Raw genomic sequence first — 17,837 nt, 5'->3', positions numbered from 1 at the left:
CGGCCCCGGCCTCAGGTCCGCTCGGCGGCCCCGGCCGTCTCCTCGTCCGACGCGCCGGCCGGCTCCTGCGGCCTGACCCGCAGGCGGCCGCGGGCCGCTCGGCGCTCCAGCCTGCGCTGTTCCGCCGCCGCCCAGCGGGCGGCGCGGGTCGGGTCGAGGGGGGTGCCGTGGCCGACGTGGAGCCGGGTGGGCCCGAGGTCGAGCATCGCGCGGAGGCTGGCGAGGTTGGCGAGCGGGTCGTCGTGGAAGGGCGGGTTGGCCGGGCGGCCCCTGATGAGCCCCATGAAGGAGTTGGCGATGAGGTCGCCGGCCACCAGGTCGCCGTCGTCGGTGAGGACGGCGACCGAGCCGGCGGTGTGACCGGGGGTGGGGATGATGCGGCCCTCCACGCCGAAGTCCGCGAGAGCGGTCTCGCCGTGGAGGAGGAGGTCGGGCTCGAAGGGTTCGACCTGTTCGTGGAGCTTCGGACTGCGCGCCATGAACCGTCCCATCGGGCCGGTGGGCAGGTACGGTTCGCGGACCCGGCCGCTGCGGTAGGGGCCCAGGTCGGCAGCGTGCGCGGCGATCGGCGCGCCGGTGAGGCGGCGCAGCTCGGCGGCGGAGCCGAAGTGGTCGATGTGGCCGTGGGTGACGACGACGAGGCGGATGTCGGCCGGGTCGACGCCGCGGGCGGCGACCTGTTCGACGATGCGCCGGCCGCTGCCGGGCGTTCCGGCGTCGACGATGACCGGGTGGCGGCCGAGCAGCAGGTAGGCGTTGACGGCGTGCCGGCCCAGGACCGGTACGGGGATGACCTCGGTGCGGGACAACTCGGTGCTCCTCGGGGCAGGGGTGCGGGTGGTGGGGTGGTTCAGCGGGCGGTGGCGTGCGGCCGGAACCGGCGCCGGTACTCGGCCGGGGTGGCGCCCAGGCGGCGGCGGAAGGCCCGGTGCAGGGTCTCCACCGACCCGAGCCCGCTGGCGGCCGCGATGTCGGGCAGGCTGCGCGCGGACTCCTCAAGGAGGCGGCGGGCCGCCTCCACCCGGACCGCCTCCAGGTAGTCGGCCGGGGTGCGGCCGGTGCACGTCCGGAAGACCCGGGCGAAGTGACGCACGCTCAGGTTCATCCGGGCGGCCATGGCCTCGACCGGGATCCGCTCGCCGAGATGGTCGTCGATCCAGCGGCGGAGCTCGTCGACCCGGTCGTCGGCGCTCGCCTGGAGGGAGAGCGGCACGCTGAACTGGGTCTGCCCGCCGGGGCGTTTGACGTACATCACCATGGCCCGGGCGGCGTCGAGCGCGATCGCCGGTCCGTGGTCCTCGGCCACCATGGCGAGCGCGAGGTCCAGGGCCGCGGTCACGCCCGCGCAAGTCCAGATCCGCCCGGCGCGGATGAAGATCGGCTCCGGGTCGACCGCGATGTCCGGGTACCGCGCCGCCAGTTGGCCGGCGGTGAGCCAGTGGGTGGTGGCGGGCAGGCCGGTGAGGAGTCCGGCCTCGGCGAGCAGGTGGACGCCGGCGCACACACCGCCGACGCGCCGGGCGGCCGGAGCCGCCGTGGCCAGCCATCGGACGACCTCGGGGTCGACGACGGCCCGGTAGCGGCCGCCGTCGCTGTCCATGGCGCCGGCCACGAGCAGGGTGTCGGTGCCCGGGCCCACCTCGGCCAGCGCCCGCTCGGCGACCAGGCTGATCCCGGCGGCGGTGGGCAGCGGGCCGGTCCGGGCGGCGGCGATCTCGACCCGGTACGCGGGTGCGTCGCCTCCCACCAGGCGGGAGGCGACGGAGAACACCTCCGCCGGGCCGGTCACCTCCAGCAACTCGACTCCGGGGAAGGCGGCGATGACGACGGTGCGCGGTTCGGGCATACCGTGATCCTTCCGCCGCCCGGGCGGTGTCCGCAATGACCGGGTTCTGTCAGATCCGGCCATCGGCCACGGCCGAAGCGTCAGGGCTTCCACGTCCGAAGCTCCGGGGCGGCCCCGCCCGTTCACGCCCCCGAGGGCACGCCCGGTCGACAGCTCGGCTGTGCCGGAGGACGGCGCGCGGTACTTCACCGGCCGGCTCGCGCACTGCACCAGGCCGATCGCCGCCGAGCTGGTGCCGGACGCTTCCCAACTCGCCGCGCTCGACGGACCGTTCGAACCGAGGGAGGCGGGCAGGCGCGCGGCGGGGCGGCCGTGAGGACCGGGGTCACCCCCGGGGCGGCGCGGCCCCCTCCGCCGAGAGGACCCGGCGCAGCACGCCGAGCAGTTCGGCGTCGTCGGCGGGCGGGTGCGGGGCGCGCCAGGCGAGGTGGCCGTCCGGGCGGACGAGGAGCGCGCCGGTGGTGGGGAGGCCGGACAGGTCCGTCCACCGGGCCGCGTCGACCGGCACGGGGCGCGGGGTGACGGGCAGGCCCGCCGCCGCGGCGGTGTCGGTCTGCCGGAGCCAGCCGGCGTCGGCGGCGGCGGTGAGGAGGGTGAAGCCGGGGCCGACGAGGTCCAGGGTGGAGGCGGCGCCGGGGGCTCCGGCCAGGCCCACGTGCGGCAGGCGGCCGCCGGGGACGGCGCTCCCGTGCTCGCAGGCCGGGTCCAGCGGCGGCCGGGCGGGGGCGCCGGGCTCGTCGAGCACGGCGGTCGAGCGGTAGACGGCGGTGAGCAGCAGTTCGTCGTCGATCCGGTAGCCGGCGCGGGCCCGGGAGTTGGCCAGCGAGAGGTCGACGACCTGGCGGGCGACGGGGCGGCGTTCGTCCTGGTAGCTGTCGAGCAGCCGCTCGCCGGCGCGGCCGTCGAGCACGGCGGCGAGCTTCCAGGCGAGGTTGTCGGCGTCGCCGATGCCGGTGTTCATGCCGTGGCCGCCGGTCGGCGGCACCACGTGGGCCGCGTCGCCCGCGAGCAGCACCCGGGAGCGGCGGTAGGCGGCGGCGAGGCGGGCGTCCATCCGCCAGGTCATGGTGTCGCGGACGGTGACGTCGAGCCCGGGCAGGCCTGCGGCGTCGCGGACCAGCCGGGCGAGCGCCGCGGGGTCGGCCAGGAGCGCGCCGAGGTCCTCGCGCGCGGGGTCGTAGGGGTGCTGGTACACCCAGTGGCGGTCGTTGTCCACGGCCAGGAAGCCGCCGCGGCCCGGGGCGGTGAGGAAGTAGGAGGCGCTGGCCCGGTCGGCCACGACCTCGCCGAGCGGGGCCTCGAAACGGATGCTGAGGAAGTGGCCGAGGCCGGTCGGGCCCTCCATGGCGATGCCGGCGCCGTCGCGCACGGTGCTCGCCGCGCCGTCGCAGCCGATCAGCCAGTCGGCGTGCACGGTGTGCCGGGCGCCGGTGTCCCGCTCCTCCAGCTCGGCGCGCACGCCCCCGTCGTCCTGCGTGAAGGCCAGCAGCCGGGTGTGGAACCGGATGTCCGCGGGCGTGCGCTCCCGGGCGTGTCGCAGCAGCAGGGCTTCCAGGGCGTCCTGGGAGCAGATCAGCCCCGGTGCGGGGGTGCGCTCGGCGCCCGGTCGCGGTTCGGCCGCCACGCCGGTGCGGACGAAGTCCGGGTCGACGAGGTCCCGGCCCCGGTAGAAGAAGACGTGCTCGGGCGGGAGCCCGGCCCGGCGGAGGTCCGCCTCCAGCCCCAGCCGCCGGAAGACCTCGGCCGACCGCGCCGAGACGCCCCGGGCCTTGGGGTGGCGGGAGGTCGCCGGGTGCGCCTCGACCAGCAGGTGGCGCACGCCGTGCCGGGAGAGCAGCAGCGAGAGCGTCAGGCCGACCGGGCCTCCTCCCACCACCAGCACGGACGTGTTCGTCGGCCATGACGGCATACTGCCCCCTCGGGTCGTAACGCTCAACTTTGTTTTTGACGTTACCATGAGGGTGTCCGACACGACCGGAAGGGACGGACGCATGACCGACGACCCCCAGGGCGGCAATCCGCGCGGGCTGCTCTTCGTCGCCGAACTCGCCAACACCGTGCGGCAGGACCCCGAGGTGGGCGCCGCCGAACTCCAGGCGCTGCTGGAACGCCACCAGGGCCCGCCGTTCCGGCTCACCGAGGCGGACGCCCGTGAGCTCCGGGAGGCCGCCGCCCCGCTCGTCCGCCTGCTGGGCACCGAGGACGCGGACCGGGCGGCCGAGCAGATCAACGCCCTGCTCGACCGGCACCCCGCGCGGCCCCGGCTGGTGCGGCTGCCCGGCCGGCCCTGGTCGCTGCACACCGAGGCGCCGCCGGACGCCGGCCTCACCCACTGGCTGCTGTCGACGGCCGCCCTCGCCCTCAGCCTCTGGCTGAGCGAACGCGGCCGGTGCGCCTGGGGCCGGTGCGCGGCGCCCGGCTGCGAGCGGTTCTTCGTCGACACCGGACGCCGCACGCCGCAGCGCTACTGCACGCCGCGCTGCGCCACCCGGGTGCGGGTCGCCGCGCACCGGGCCCAGGCGCAGCGGGCCGACGGCTGACGGCTGACGGCTGACCGGGCGGGGTCGCGCGGCCGACTGCGCTCAGGCCGGCCCGGCGGCCTCGGCGAGCAGGCGGTAGGAGTCCAGCAGCTCCGCCCGGTCGTAGGTGCTGGTGGTCAGCAGGAACTCGTCGGCGCCGGTGCGCCCGACGAGGGCCGTGAGGTCGGCGAGGGCGCGCTCGGGGGTGCCCGCGATATGGCCGGTGAGCGCCTGCTCGAAGGCGGCGCGCTCGCGCGGGGTCATCGGGCGGGCCAGGATCTCCTCGGCCGGTTCGAGCGGGGAGAACTCCCCGTGGGTCCGGCTGTGGGCACTCGACCAGGCCTCCGGGACGAGCAGCGCGCGGGCCCGCTCCTCGGTCCGCGCGACGGCGACCGTCCCGGAGACGACGACGTAGGGCCGCTCGGCCCGGGCCGAGGGGCGGAAGCGCTCGCGGTAGCGGTCGATCGCCGCCAGCATCGCCTCCTCCCCGCGCGCCGCCGCGATCACCAGGGGCAGTCCCGCCTCGGCGGCCACCTCCGCGCCGGCGCCGGTGGCCAGGACGAACGCGGGCACGTCCAGACCCTCGGCGGGCCGGGCCCGCACACCGCCGGGGCCGCGCGCGGCGGGGTCGAACCAGGAGAGCAGTTCGGCGAGTTGCCCGGGGAAGCGGTCCGCAGCGTCCTTCTCCCGGCCCAGCGCCCGGCGCACGCCGTCGGTGAAGCCCACCGACCGGCCCAGGCCCATGTCGATCCGGCCCGGGAACAGCGACTCCAGGACGCCGAACTGCTCGGCGACGACGAGGGGCTGGTGGTTGGGGAGCATCACCCCGCCGGTGCCGACCCGGATCCGGGACGTCGCGGCGGCCACGGCGGCGGCCAGCACCGTCGGCGCCGAGCCGGCCACCCCCGGGACGCCGTGGTGCTCGGAGACCCAGAACCGGTGGTAGCCGAGGCGTTCGGCCTCCACCGCGAACGCGACGGTGTCCCGCAGCGCCCGGGCGGGCTCCTCGCCCCGGCGTGTGCGGGAGCGGTCCAGTACGGAGAGGCGGAGGGCGGGCGCGGCGGTCACCCCGGTGCCAACGGCCGACCGCGGCGCCGTCATTCCCCGGGGAGCCGAAGGACGTTACCGAGCGGGGCGCCGGGCGGAAATCCGCTTGCGGGACGCCAGTGACCACTGTTAGCAATGTGACATGCTACAGACTGCCCGCATCGCGTTCCGCGCCCGCCACGACAGCGACGTCCCCGTGCTCCACACCGAGCTCTACGACGACGTCGTCACCCGCTCACGGGCCGACACCCGCCCCTGGCGGCCCCTGGCGGCCGACTCCCCGGAGTCCCCGTTCGTCGTGGGGCCGGGCGACGACGGGGTCGCCTTCTTCTCGGTGGTGGACGTGGCGTCGGGCGAGCTGGCCGGAGAGGCGCTGCTCTGGGGCATCGACGCCCACCAGCGGCGCGCCCACCTCGGCCTCGCGCTGCGGCCCGGGTTCCGCGGGCGCGGCCTGGCCGGCGACATCGTGCGGCTGCTCTGCCACTACGGGTTCACGGTGCGCGGGCTGAACCGGCTGCAGGTCGACACGCTGGCCGACAACCTGCCGATGATCAAGGCCGCCACGGGGGCGGGTTTCGTGATCGAGGGCACCCTGCGCCGGGCCGCCTGGGTGTACGGGACGTTCGAGGACGAGGTCGTGCTCGGGCTGCTGGCCTCGGAGTGGACCGGCGGGCCGGAGTCGGCGGAGGCCGCCGACGGCGTCTGACCCCCGGCCGCGGGTCGATCGCGTGCGGCGCCTGCAGTGCCTCCCCGGCCCCGGTGGCGATCCGCTCGCGGTCACCGGCCGTCACCCCGGCCCGGGCCGGGGTGGGTTCCTTGCCGCGCGGCCGGGACATCGGCACGTGCCGCCGGCCGTTCCCGTCCTCCGCTGCGGCGGGTGCCCCGGGTGTCGGGGGCCGGCAGCCGTCCGTGCAGGTGGGCGAGCATCCGGGTGCGGTGACGCCGTCCCCCACCGGAGGCCGCCGCGAGGTCCGCGGTGCCCTGATCCGTGACGGCGTCTCGGGCAGCACGGTGTTCCACTGCTCGCCGCTCTCCGCCAAGGGTGGCATGACGGGAATGCCGGGGTGCGCCTGACGATTCGCGTCGGATCGGCGGGCGGCTCCCCCGGGGATCGGGCCGCCGGACCGCGAACGGACTCCCGCGTCACCGCCGCCGGTGGCGGGCGCGGTAGGCGCGCGGGGTGGTGCCGGTGAGGCGGGCGAAGTGCGGGCGCAGGGTCGCGGGGGACGCGAAGCCCACGCGGGCGGCGATCGCCTCGACCGGCTCGTCGGTCCCTTCGAGCAGGTCGCGGGCGCGTTCGAGGCGCCGACGGAGCAGGTGGCGCGGGGCGCTGAGGCCGGTGCGGGCCAGGAAGTGCCGGTTGAGACTGCTGACGCTGACGCCCGCGTGGGCGGCGATGTCGGCGGGAGTGAGCGGCAGGTGGAGGTTGCGCTCCAGCCACTCCAGGGTCGCGTCGAGCCCGCCGCGCTCGGCGAGGGTGCGGTCGATGGACTCGGCAACGCGTTCGGCATGGGTCAGCAGGGGGCTGAGCAGTGCCCGGCGGGTCCGGTCGGCGATCCGCTCGCCGTGGTCCTCGGCCAGCAGGCGCAGGCAGACGTCCAGCCCGCCGAACACCCCGCCGGAGGTGCGGAAGGGGCCGTCGGCGACCAGCGTGCCGCCGGGGTCGACCTCGATCCGGGGGTGGCGGCGGGCGAGTTCCCCGGTGTGGCGCCAGGCGGTGGTCGCGCGGCGCCCGTCCAGCAGGCCGGTGGCGGCGAGGGCGAGCACGCCGCTGCCGCAGGCGCCGATCCGGGCGCCTCGGGCGGCGGCCGCGCGGAGCGTGTCGAGCAGTGCGGGCGCCGGGCCGTCGCCGCCGTCCCCCTCGCTGTCGCCGTCGCCGTGCGAGGGCAGCAGGAGGACGTCGGCCTCGGCGGCGTCGTCGAGGCCGTACGGGAGCACGGCGTCGGCGGGGGCCGGGGCGCCGAGTCGGACGGTGCCGGGGGCGCCGACGGCGCAGAGCCTGACGTCGTAGGCGATGCCCGGGTGCTCACGGACGGCGGTGCCGAAGACGAGTCCGGGGGTGGTGAGGTGGTGGCCGGGCAGGCCGTCGAGGGCGAGGACGGCGATCACGGGCATGGCGGCAGCGTAGTCCGAGGGCGGAGGCGGGACGGGACGGGGTGGGGGCAGGTGGGGCGACGGCCCGGCGCACGGGCGGCGCGATGCGCCGGGCGCGCCGGTGTGCAGGTGCGCCGGGCCGGTGCGGGATCAGTCGCCGTAGGCCCGGAGCGTGGCCCGGATCCAGTCGGCGTAGGCGGGCACATTGGTGTAGAGCCCGGGGCCGGTCGAGCAGGTCGGGTCGCTGTCGCCGTCCCCGGAGGTGGTGCCGACCAGCTCCCAGCGGCCGCCCCGGCCGCGCTGGATCTGCGGGCCGCCGGAGTCGCCGATGCAGGCCATCGCGCCGGGCACCGGGCTCACCGTGCACAGCCGGGTCAGGCCGGCCCTGCCCGGGTCGCACTCGTTGACCGCGCCGATGCGGGTGTCGAGCTGCCGCAGGCGGTCGGAGAAGGCCGCCTTGGTGATGTCGGTGGTGTCGACGGTGGTGCCGAAGCCCAGCAGCCGGGTCGGCGTCCCCGGGGCTCCGGCCCGGCTCGCGATCGGGATCGGCTTCTGCGGCGCGGCCCGGTCCAGACGGACGAGGGCGAGGTCGTCCCGGTTCGCCCCCGCCGCCGCGCCCAGCGTGTAGCCGGGGTGGGTGACGGTCCGTTCGATGCCGCGCACGGTGCCGCCGGCGGTGCGCCGGTCGGAGGCGATGCGCACGATGCCGTCGGGCCGCACCAGCGTGGTGTCGACGCAGTGCGCGGCGGTCAGCACCCAGCGGGGGTGGACGAGGGCCGCACCGCACACGCCGTCGTCCAGGCCGGCGTCGGGGACGGTCATCGGGATCGAGGCCATGAAGGGGTAGCGCTCGGTGGCCGTGCGGCCGTTGACGATGGCCCCGGCCGGGCCGGCCAGGGTGGCCGTGCAGGCCGCGGCGGCCACGGCGACGGTGGCGAGGCGCGCCGCGCGGCGGGCCCGGGAGACGTTGCGGGACATGGGTGTTCCGTTCGTTCGAGGACGTGCGCCGGCACGCCCGGAAGGCGGGGAACCGGCCACCGGAAGGGTCGTTGACCTGCGGCGTCGGTACGTCCCATCCTTCGTTCCCGGCCCCGGGGCCGACAGCGGCGCCGATGTCACCCTGGGCTAAATTCTGGACATGCCTGTGATCGCCGCCCTGCTGCTCGACGGGGTGCCCGGGCATCACGTCACCACGCCGGCCGTCTGCTTCGGCACGGCCGACCGCTGCCACCCGCGGGTCTCGTACGAGGTGCGGCTCTGCGCCGCGCCGGGGTTCCGGTCGACCGGCGGTCCCGCGGCCTTCGGCCTGGCCGCACCGTGGGGACTCGAAGGGCTGGCGGAGGCCGACACCGTCCTGGTACCGGGCCACGAGGGGCACCTCGACGGTCCGCCGCCCGAGGTGGTCGGGGCGCTGCGGGCGGCCGCCGAACGGGGGTGCCGGATCGGGGCCTTCGGCGCGGGGACCTTCACGCTGGCCGCGACCGGCCTGCTGGACGGCCGCCGGGCCGCGACCGCGCGCGGGCTCGCCGCCGAGCTGGCGCGGCGCCACCCCCGGATCGCGGTGGACCCGGACGGGGTGGTGGTGGAGGACGGCCCGTTCCACACCTCCGCCGGTGTCCTCGGCGGGGTCGACCTCTGCCTGCGGCTGATCACCGCGGACCACGGCGTGGCGGTGGCCGTCGAGACGGAGCGGCAGCTCTTCCTGGAGCTGCCCGCCGACGACGCGCGCGCCCCGGGAGTGCCGGTGTCCGACGGCGCGCTCGGGCCCACGCTCGGCTGGCTGGAGGCCCGGCTCGACCGCCCGCTGACGCTGGACGACATCGCCGGCCACGCCGGGCTCACCGTGCGGGGGCTGAGCCGGCGGTTCCGGGCGGAGACCGGTCTGCCGCCCCTGCAGTACCTGCTGCGCGTGCGGATCCAGCGGGCGCAGCGCCTGCTGGAGCGCGGCGACGAGCCGGTGGCGAGGATCGCCGCCCGCACGGGGCTGGGCACCCCGGCCAATCTCCGCCACCACTTCCAGCGGTACACCGGCACGACCCCGAGCGTGTACCGGGCCGCGTTCCGGTCGCTGGTGGCCTCGCTGACCGGGTCGCCGGACGGCCCGATGGGGCCGGACCGGGGCGCCGCGGCGGACTGACCCGGGACCGGGGGCGCCCCTCGTCCACGGCCGGACGGCCCGGCCCCGGGGGACGGGGCCGGGCCGTGCGGGCAGCTGCGGGCGGGTCAGCCGCGGGCGAGGACCAGCGACTGGACCTCGGGGAGCTTGCGCCAGTCGCTGGAGACGATGCTCGCGTGGGCGCGGGCGAGCTGTTCGGTGCGGGCGCGGGCCTGGTCGGCGGTGGGGGCGGTGTTGCTGATGGCGGGGGCGACGTTGTGGGCGTCGGTCATCGTCAGCAGGTAGTGGTTGGTGTCGTACCAGCCGGTGTCGATGCCGTTCACGTAGGTGGCGGCGTCACCGTCGAAGACCACGAACCAGGGGCGGATCGAGGTCTCGCCGTACCGGGTGCGCGGGTCGCCGGCCGCCGCGCCGAGCGCCGTGGGGAACATCCGGGCCTCGCCGACCCGGCCGGTCGCGGCCAGGTCGCGCAGGTGGCGCGCGTACTCGACGTCGGTGTGCAGGGTGTCGAACGGGTTGTCCAGCTCGACGGTGCCGGGGATGACGTAGACCAGGGCGCGGCCGGCCAGCGCCGACCTGGTCGGCCAGTTGCCGGCCCGGACGGCGTCGTCGAGGGTCGGGTAGGAGCCGCCGCCCGGCTTGGCCAGCAGGTCGGCCGGGCGCAGCGCGGCGGAGCCGAGGTGGGCGGCGATCAGCGCGTCGAGCTGGGCGGGGCCCATGCCGAGGTTCCCGGAGAAGCCCGGCTTGAGCTCCAGCTTGATCACCAGCGGGCCGGCGGCGGGATGGGCGCCGAGCCAGATCCGCACGTCGTCCAGGCAGGCGTCCAGGTTCTTGTTGCCGCTGCCGGAGTAGAGCTGGGCGGGCGTGGTGGCGCTGACGCAGTTGTTGGTGTTGCCCAGCGGGTTGGAGTGGCTGACCTTCCACTCCTTGGTGATGGCGTTCGGCCAGGCGTCCAGCTCGATCATGCCGGTGCCGGTGTCCAGGCCCTGGGCGAGGTAGCCGAAGGCGGCCGGGTCGTAGGTGTTGTGCAGGCCGACGGTGGTCGCGGAGGCGAACGGGAACTCGCCCGGGGCGGCGCTCCCGCCGGCGGCCTGCGCGGCGCCGCCGACGGGCAGGCCGACGGCGGCCGCGGCGAGCAGCCCGGCGGTGAGGGTGCCGATGAGGGTACGGCGGACGGTCACGGTGTCAATCCCCTTGTCAGTGCGCCTGCTGGCCGGCGCGTCTTCGGCGGTGGCTTCCGCCGGTGCAGAGCATGTCCCGTCCGGCCATCGGCCCGGTGAAGAGGACATAACAACTTCGTGACCGTCAGCTTCCGACCCGTCACCGGACGGAGCCGCCGGGACCGCCGGGGTGGCCCGGGAGCCGCCGCGCCCCGCCGCCGTCAGAACACGGACCAGCCGGTGGCCGTCGTCAGGGCGTCCAGGGCGGCGACGCCGAGCACCGAGTTGCCCGCGGCGTCCAGGCCCGGGCTCCAGGCGCAGACCGCGCCCCGGCCGGGCAGGACCGCGAGGACGCCGCCGCCGACGCCGCTCTTGCCCGGCAGGCCCACCCGGTAGGCGAACTCGCCGGCCGCGTCGTAGGTGCCGCAGGTGAGCAGCACGGCGTTGATCCGCTTGGCCTCGCTGCGCGAGAGCAGGCGCGAGCCGTCGGCGCGCACGCCGTGGCGGGCGAGGAAGAGGCCGGCCAGCGCCAGGTCGCGGCAGTCGGCCTCGATCGCGCAGTGCGCGTAGTAGTGGGCGAGCACGTCCTCGACGGGGTTGCGCAGATTGCCGTAGCCGGCCATGAAGTGCGCCATGGCGGCGTTGCGGTGCCCGTGCTCGGCCTCGGAGGCGGCCACCGCGCGGTTCACGTCGACGGTCGGGTCGCCGGACTCCGCGCGCAGCAGGCCCAGGACGGCGCCGACCGCGTCGCCGGTGAGGTCCAGCAGACGGTCGGTCACCACGAGGGCGCCGGCGTTGATGAAGGGGTTGCGCGGGATCCCGTGCTCGGACTCCAGCTGGACCAGGGAGTTGAACGGGTTGCCGGAGGGCTCGCGGCCGACGCCGGTCCACAGCGCGTCACCGCCCTCGGCGAGCGCCAGGGCGAGGGTGAACAGCTTCGACACCGACTGGACGGAGAACGGCCGCCGCCAGTCCCCCGCGCCGAAGACCCGGCCGTCCACGGTGGCGATCGCCATGCCGAACGCCGTCGGGTCGGCCTCGGCGAGCGCCGGGATGTAGTCGGCGACCCGGCCGCGCAGCGGCGAGCGCACGGCGGCCGCCATGGCCTCGCGCACCAGGGCCTGGTGGTCCACGGCCCGGTGGTCCACGGCCGCGCCGGTGCCGTTCGGGTCGTCCGGACCGCCCGGGCGGTCCGGATCCTTCAGGTCGTTCGTGTCGTTCACCGCGCCATTGTCGTCGCCGCGGTTCGGGGCGGTGCGGGCGGGGGCGGGTCCGGGTGTCGGACGCGCCCCCGCCCGGCCGCGCACGCCCTCAGCGACGGACCATGCGGACGCCCGAGACCTCCAGCAGGCCGTCGAGCTCGACCCGGCCGACCCGCTGCTCCGGGCTCACCACCAGGCCGTCGCGGCGGACGACGTCGAGGATCCGCTCGGCCAGGGGCATCACCATGTGGCGCCCCCAGCACCGTTCACCGGCGTGCCCGAACGGCAGGTAGCCGGGGTGGGTCTCGGGGTCGAGGTCCTTCCAGCGCTCCGGGCGGAAGGCCTCCGGGTCGTCCCACAGCCGGGGGTCGCGGTGGCTCAGCAGCGGGAGCATCAGGATGTCGTCCGCACGGCCGATCCGGCCGTCGACGGCACCGAACTCCGGGGAGGCGACCCGCAGGATGTTCCAGGAGGGCGGCAGCAGCCGCAGCGCCTCCAGCAGCACGTCCCGGTTGGGCACGTCGTCGTCGAAGGGCGCGCCGAGCCAGACCGCGTTGGTCACCAGCGCGGCCACCGTGAAGCAGATCGGCGCCGCCACCCGCCGGTACAGGTACATCGCGTAGCGACGGTCGTCGTACGTCTCGGCGTCCAGCACCCGGGCCGCCAGATTCGACAACGGGATTTCCGTGCCCGGTTTTCCGAGCATCGCCGTTCCGGCCGCGACGGCCATCCAGGTCAATTTCGGGGTGAGTTCCAGCCGACGGTCGACGAGGACCCGGAAACGGAAACTCTCCCGTCCGAAAACGAGGTCCCGGAGATACACGTGCGGGGTGTGCGGCCATTTCCCGGCGAGGTCCGCACCCTCGTCCAGGGGCTTCTTCAGCGCGGTCCGGACGTCGGCCGAGACGGCCTGCATGAGCGCGGACGCGTCGGCGCGCGTCACGAGCCGGCCCCGCACGGGCTTGAAGGTCGGGCGCTCCTCGGCGTTGGCCGGCCTGCTGCGCAGCAGTCCGTCCATCAGGTCGACGCCGGCGACCCCGACGGTGTCCGCCTCCAGGCGGAACAGGTCCTGACCTCGGTACCTGCGCAGGAGTTCGTCGATCCGCGGGGCGAAGAGAGTGACGCGGGTGCTCCGGCCGGTGCTGGACATAGCCATCCATGACTCCAAGGGTGAGCGGCCGTGGCGGCCGGCTCGCGACGAGCGGGCCGTGCCCGGCGAGCGCGGGTGGCACTCGCCGGGCACGTGTCCGACAGCGGAAGAACCGCGCGGGACTAGATCCAGCCGTACCAGGCGTAGGCCTTCAGGCTCTTCTCCGGCATGACCTTCTTCACGAAGTGAACGAGCTTCATGACAGCACCTCCATCTCGAAAGGGAACGATGACGAACAACTCTTCGGCGGACGGCCCGCGCTGCGCGCAATCCCCGGTGGGCCCGGCAGAATTCCGCGCTCCGCTTTCCGCCGCCGGAAAAAGTGAATCCCAGCCCGAAAACACGGTCAAGTGACGCAGGTCACCCGCACGATCGACAGGCTCGCGGGTTTGACGCCCCCTCGGCCCGCCGGAACCACCTTGACGCGAGCGCGACATCGCTGGTCAACGCCACGGCCGTCGATGTCCCCCGGGTGAACGGAGCCTTCCACCCGGAAGGACGAACGGGGACCCGGCGGTCCCGACGGAACGTTCGGTCTGCCCCTTGGGGCAGACCGGTTGCCCCTTCCGTGCCGCTCCCCGGCCCACCGGGCTTCGAGCGGTCGTTACCGCGCAGTTCGCACCCGGGCGCCCGGTGCGGTGGCGACGCCGCTACCCTGTGCTCCGCAGCGGAACGGCCGACCGGCCGCCAAGCACTCGCTGGGGGCGATTGTGGTCGAACGTCTGGTGGTGGATCTCCACGCCGACGGCCGGATGTCCGTGACGGAGTGGCCGCCGGGGGCCGACGTCCCGGCGCCCGCCGCCGACGCCGGATGGCTGCGCAGACCCCTGGACGACACCGCCCTGGAGGACCTGCGCTGGTACCTGGAGGACCACCTCGGGACCCCGTTCGGGGCGTACGGGGAGCGGGGCCCGCACATCGCCCGCCAGCTCCCGGGCTGGGGCGCGCGGATGTTCGACGCCCTGCTCGGCGACGGCCCCGGCCATGACGCCTACCGACGGGCGCGGGCCCGCGGCGGCGGTCTGGAGCTCGTGCTGCGCTCGGACTCCGCGCCGCTGCTCGGCCTGCCCTGGGAACTGATGGCGGATCCGGCCCGCCCGATTCCGCCGGCGCTCGACGGCGTGGTGGTGACCCGCTGCCCGTCGGCCGCCGACCCGTTCGACGCGGTCACCGAGGCGGACGGTTCCCGGCTGCGGGTGCTGCTGGTGGTCACCCGGCCGGACGGCGCCGCGGACGCCGCTCCGCGGACGAGCGCCCTCCCCCTGCTGCGGCGGCTCGGGCCGGGCCGGGACGCGGTCGAGCTCCGGGTGCTGCGCCCGCCGACGCTCGCCGGGCTCGGCGAGACGCTCCGCGAGGCGCGCGAGGAGGGCAGGCCGTTCCAGATCGTGCACTTCGACGGGCCCGGCGTGCTCCCCGGGGCCCGAGCCGGTGACGCCGCCACGACCGCCCCGCGGCCGCAGGCCTTCCGGGGGCACGACCCCGAGGACGTGCTGGTGTTCGAGCGGCCGGACGGCGGCGCCGAACCGGTGCCGGTCCGGCGCGTGGCCCGGCTGCTGGCCGCCGCCGAGGTCCCGCTGGTGGTCCTGAGCGCCCACCGGTCGGGGAACCCGGCCGGCGAAGCCGAGGCCGCGGCGGCCCTCCAACTGCTCCAGGAGGGCGCCGGCGCCGTGCTCGCCCTGCCCTACCGACTCGGCGCGACGGCCGCCACGGCGTTCCTGACCGCCGTCTACGAACGCCTCCGCCGCGGCGACCGGATCGCGCGGGCGGTGGCGGCCGGTCGTCGGCAGCTCGCCGAACAGGACCGGCGCGTCTCCGTCAAGGGCCCGCTGCCGCTGGCCGACTGGACGGTCCCGGCCCTCTACCGCCGCAGCGAGGTGGCGTTCCCCGGGCTGCGGGCCGAGCAGGGCGCACCGGAGCCCGGCCGGCTCCCCGACGCCGCCACCTCCGGGTCCGGCACCGCCACGGACCCGGACGCCCGGGACGGGCTGGAGGGTCTCGCGCCCGTCGGGGCGTTCGTCGGACGGGACGGACTGCTGCTCGACCTGGACGCGGGAGCCCGGCTCCACCGGGCGGTCGTCCTCCACGGCCCCGCGGGCGTCGGCAAGACGGAGCTGGCGAAGGCCTTCGGCCGCTGGTGCCGGGACACCGGGGCGGTCGACGGGCCGGAGGCCGTGGTCCTGCACTCCTTCGAACCGGGCACGGCCTCGTTCGGCCCGGCCGGGGTGGTCGACCGGATCGGCCGCCGGCTGCTCGCCCCGGAGGACTTCGACCCGCTCGCGCCGGGCGAGCGGCTGGAGGCCGTCGAGCGGGAACTCGCCACCAGGGACGTGCTGCTGATCTGGGACGGCGTCGAGTCCCTGCACACCGGGAACGATCCGGCGGCGGCCACCCCGGCCCCCACCGAGGAGGAGCGTGCCGGTCTGAGGGCGTTCCTGGAGCGTGCGGTCCGGCGCGGGCGCGGCGCGGTCGTCCTCACCAGCCGGACCCGTGAGGACTGGCTCGGCCCGGAGCCGCTGCGGATCGAGGTGCCCCGCCTGGACCCGGACGAGGCCGTCGAGTACGCCGACCGGCTGCTCGCCCCGGACCCCGACACCGTCCGCAAGCGCGGGCTGCGGGTGTTCGGCCAGTTGCTGGAGTGGCTGGACGGCCACCCGTTGGGCATGCGGCTCGTGCTGTCCTCGCTCGAAGCGCACGAACCCTGGCACACCCTGGACACCCTCCTGCGCGCCGAGGCGGCGGAGACCGTGGCGCCCGGGGAGCCCGGGGACTCTTGGCACGCGGTGCTCGCGGTGAGCACCGCCTACGCGCTGGACCGGCTCGGCGCCGCCGACCGGCGGGCGCTGGCGGCCGTCACGCTGTTCCACGGGACCGCCGACGCCACGGTGCTCGCCCTGCTCTCCCGTCAGCCGCTCGTGCCCGAGCGCTTCCGGGACCGCGGCACCGAGGACTGGCAGCGGCTGCTGGAGCGGGCAGCCGGCCTCGGCCTGCTCACCGCCGCGCACGGCACCGCCGCGCCGGGCACCGCCTTCCGGCTCCACCCGGAGATCGCGGCCGTCCTGACCGCCCGCTGGCGCGCCGAGGAGCCCGGTTTCGCCGAGCAGCACGCCGCCGCCCTGCAGGCGCTGCTCGGCGCCCAGGTCAACTTCTGCCTGCTGCTCACCCGCGAGCTGGCCGGGGGCAGCTCCGCATTCGCCCTGACCGCGCTGGACCTCCAGCGGCGGACCATCGGCGGCCTGCTGGTCAGGGCCGTCGAGCACGGCCTGTGGTTGCAGGGCCTGGCGCTCGTCCGGCCGCTGTCCGCGTACTGGAACGCCCACGGGCTGGACGCCGAGGCACGCGGCTGGACCGACCGGGTGCGCACCGCCCTGGAGACCCCCGGCGGCGTCCCGCCGGGGGCCGACACCCCGGCCGGCGCGCTCTGGTTGTCCGTGGTCGGCGCCGACGCCCGGCGCCTGGTGCGGGCGGGCCGGACGGAGGAGGCCGAGCGGTCCTTCCGGGAGATCCACCGCGCGGTGGAGCAGCGGACGCCCGGCACCGACCAGCTGGACGACCTCGCGGACGGCTACCAGCAGCTCGGCCGGATCGCGGTCGACCGGGACGACTTCGCCGAGGCCGAGCAGTGGTACCTGCGCTCGCTCGGCCTCCTGGAGCAGCTCGACGACGCCCACGGCACCGCGCTCGGCCACCACCAGCTGGGGGTGATCGCCCACCGCCTCGGGCGGGTGGACGACGCCGAGCGGCGGACCCGGGAGGCGCTCGACGCCTTCGAGCGCCTGGGCGAGTCCGGGCGGGCGGCGTCCTGTCGGCACCAGCTGGGCGTCCTGGCCCAGGAACAGGGCCGCTTCGAGGACGCCTATCTCTGGTACGGGCGCGCGCTGGACGGCGCCGAGCAGCCGGCCGACCTGCCGCTCGCGACCGACCTGCACCACCGGCTCGCCGCCGTCGCCGCCGAACTGGGGCGCCTCACCGCGGCCGAGAAGTGGTGCACGGAGGCGCTGGCCCTCGCCGAGGAGTCGGGCAGCCTGCCGGACTCCGCCCGCGGCTACCACCAGCTCGGCGTCCTGGCGTCGGCGCAGGAGCGGTTCGCGCAGGCCGAGTCCCTGCACCGCAAGGCGCTGGAGATCCGGCAGGACCTCGGCGACCGGCACGGCACGGCCGCCAGCCAGCACCAGCTCGGCGTCGTCGCCGCCCGGCGCGGCGACCTCGCCGAGGCGGAGACCTGGTACGCGCGGGCCCTGGCGGTCCGCGAGGAGCTCGGCGACCAGGCGGGGGTCTCGATCAGCTACCACCAGCTCGGTCTGGCCGCCCAGACCGGCGGCCGGGCGGCGGACGCCGAGGCCCGGTACCGCAAGGCGCTGGACGTCTCGCACCGGATCGGCGACACCCCGGGGCTGGTGCGGACCTTCGGCCAGTTCGGGCTGTTCGCCGCGGAGCAGGGCCGCCCGCGCGAGGCGATGGAGTGGCTGGTCCGCAGCATCACCTGTTTCGAGGAGTTCCCGCATCCGCTGACCTGGCCGAGTGTGGTCAACCTCGGGCTCCTGGCGCGCGACCTCGGTCCGCGCGCCGTGGAACGGGCCTGGCGCTCGGTCACCGGCCGCCGACTGCCGGACGCCGTGCGGGACCACGTCGGCGGCTGACCGGCCCGCGGGGCGCCGTGCCGCGCTGCGCCGCCCGGGGCGGGGCGGCGCGGTCCCGCCCGCTCA

15 protein-coding genes are annotated in these 17,837 nt (G+C 76.3%); 5 read left to right on the top strand and 10 right to left on the bottom strand.

The window, feature by feature from the left end; translation table 11 throughout:
- Positions 1-11: 11 nt before the first annotated feature.
- On the bottom strand, positions 12-809 hold the full coding sequence (locus tag ACFC0B_RS03245) for an MBL fold metallo-hydrolase (protein ID WP_376081393.1): 798 nt from the start codon (positions 807-809) through the stop codon (positions 12-14).
- Between the two features lie 41 nt (positions 810-850).
- Positions 851-1,846: a GlxA family transcriptional regulator gene (locus ACFC0B_RS03240; RefSeq protein ID WP_376081390.1), complete on the bottom strand. Its 996-nt coding sequence runs from the start codon at positions 1,844-1,846 to the stop codon at positions 851-853.
- A 160-nt stretch (positions 1,847-2,006) separates the two neighbouring features.
- On the opposite strand from ACFC0B_RS03240, the gene ACFC0B_RS03235 reads away from it, so the two are divergent.
- On the top strand, positions 2,007-2,162 hold the full coding sequence (locus ACFC0B_RS03235) for a hypothetical protein (protein ID WP_376081387.1): 156 nt from the start codon (positions 2,007-2,009) through the stop codon (positions 2,160-2,162).
- Positions 2,163-2,171: 9 nt separating this feature from the next.
- Here ACFC0B_RS03235 and ACFC0B_RS03230 read toward each other — a convergent pair whose 3' ends face one another.
- A complete protein-coding gene (locus tag ACFC0B_RS03230; protein ID WP_376081385.1) occupies positions 2,172-3,755 on the bottom strand; it encodes an FAD-dependent monooxygenase in 1,584 nt (527 codons plus the stop codon).
- An 82-nt stretch (positions 3,756-3,837) separates the two neighbouring features.
- Here ACFC0B_RS03230 and ACFC0B_RS03225 point away from each other — a divergent pair, with 82 nt between their 5' ends.
- A complete protein-coding gene (locus ACFC0B_RS03225; RefSeq protein ID WP_376081382.1) occupies positions 3,838-4,386 on the top strand; it encodes a CGNR zinc finger domain-containing protein in 549 nt (182 codons plus the stop codon).
- Positions 4,387-4,428: 42 nt separating this feature from the next.
- Here the strand turns inward: ACFC0B_RS03225 and ACFC0B_RS03220 are convergent, their stop codons facing one another.
- Positions 4,429-5,466, bottom strand: a complete 1,038-nt coding sequence (locus ACFC0B_RS03220) for an MsnO8 family LLM class oxidoreductase (protein ID WP_376081380.1) — start codon at positions 5,464-5,466, stop codon at positions 4,429-4,431.
- An 88-nt stretch (positions 5,467-5,554) separates the two neighbouring features.
- Here ACFC0B_RS03220 and ACFC0B_RS03215 point away from each other — a divergent pair, with 88 nt between their 5' ends.
- On the top strand, positions 5,555-6,118 hold the full coding sequence (locus ACFC0B_RS03215; protein ID WP_376081377.1) for a GNAT family N-acetyltransferase: 564 nt from the start codon (positions 5,555-5,557) through the stop codon (positions 6,116-6,118).
- 437 nt (positions 6,119-6,555) lie between these two features.
- Here the strand turns inward: ACFC0B_RS03215 and ACFC0B_RS03210 are convergent, their stop codons facing one another.
- Together ACFC0B_RS03210 and ACFC0B_RS03205 are read right to left on the bottom strand one after the other, a co-directional pair.
- Positions 6,556-7,527 carry a GlxA family transcriptional regulator gene (locus ACFC0B_RS03210; RefSeq protein ID WP_376081375.1) on the bottom strand — a complete coding sequence of 324 codons (972 nt, stop codon included), beginning with the start codon at positions 7,525-7,527 and terminating at the stop codon, positions 6,556-6,558.
- 129 nt (positions 7,528-7,656) lie between these two features.
- Entirely contained in the window at positions 7,657-8,484 is an 828-nt protein-coding gene (locus ACFC0B_RS03205) for a trypsin-like serine protease (RefSeq protein WP_376081373.1), read from the bottom strand.
- A 160-nt stretch (positions 8,485-8,644) separates the two neighbouring features.
- Between ACFC0B_RS03205 and ACFC0B_RS03200 the strand changes: the two genes are divergently transcribed.
- Positions 8,645-9,643, top strand: coding sequence for a GlxA family transcriptional regulator (locus ACFC0B_RS03200; protein WP_376081370.1), 999 nt, complete (start codon positions 8,645-8,647; stop codon positions 9,641-9,643).
- Positions 9,644-9,729: 86 nt separating this feature from the next.
- Here the strand turns inward: ACFC0B_RS03200 and ACFC0B_RS03195 are convergent, their stop codons facing one another.
- From ACFC0B_RS03195 to ACFC0B_RS03180, 4 genes are all read right to left on the bottom strand, one after another.
- Positions 9,730-10,803 (bottom strand): phosphatidylinositol-specific phospholipase C domain-containing protein, encoded by a 1,074-nt coding sequence (locus tag ACFC0B_RS03195; protein WP_376081367.1) that lies wholly within the window; start codon positions 10,801-10,803, stop codon positions 9,730-9,732.
- 200 nt (positions 10,804-11,003) lie between these two features.
- On the bottom strand, positions 11,004-11,915 hold the full coding sequence (locus ACFC0B_RS03190; RefSeq protein ID WP_376082391.1) for a glutaminase: 912 nt from the start codon (positions 11,913-11,915) through the stop codon (positions 11,004-11,006).
- Positions 11,916-12,093: 178 nt separating this feature from the next.
- Entirely contained in the window at positions 12,094-13,140 is a 1,047-nt protein-coding gene (locus ACFC0B_RS03185) for a cytochrome P450 (RefSeq protein WP_376081364.1), read from the bottom strand.
- 116 nt (positions 13,141-13,256) lie between these two features.
- Positions 13,257-13,478, bottom strand: coding sequence for a tryptorubin family RiPP precursor (locus ACFC0B_RS03180; RefSeq protein ID WP_376082389.1), 222 nt, complete (start codon positions 13,476-13,478; stop codon positions 13,257-13,259).
- 384 nt (positions 13,479-13,862) lie between these two features.
- Between ACFC0B_RS03180 and ACFC0B_RS03175 the strand changes: the two genes are divergently transcribed.
- Positions 13,863-17,771, top strand: coding sequence for a tetratricopeptide repeat protein (locus ACFC0B_RS03175; protein ID WP_376081362.1), 3,909 nt, complete (start codon positions 13,863-13,865; stop codon positions 17,769-17,771).
- Positions 17,772-17,837: the final 66 nt, after the last annotated feature.

It is taken from the genome of Kitasatospora sp. NPDC056184 (assembly GCF_042268405.1).
Lineage (GTDB): Bacteria > Actinomycetota > Actinomycetes > Streptomycetales > Streptomycetaceae > Kitasatospora.
Note: the sequence above shows the minus strand (reverse complement) of the source record. Positions and strands in the feature narration are given on the sequence as shown.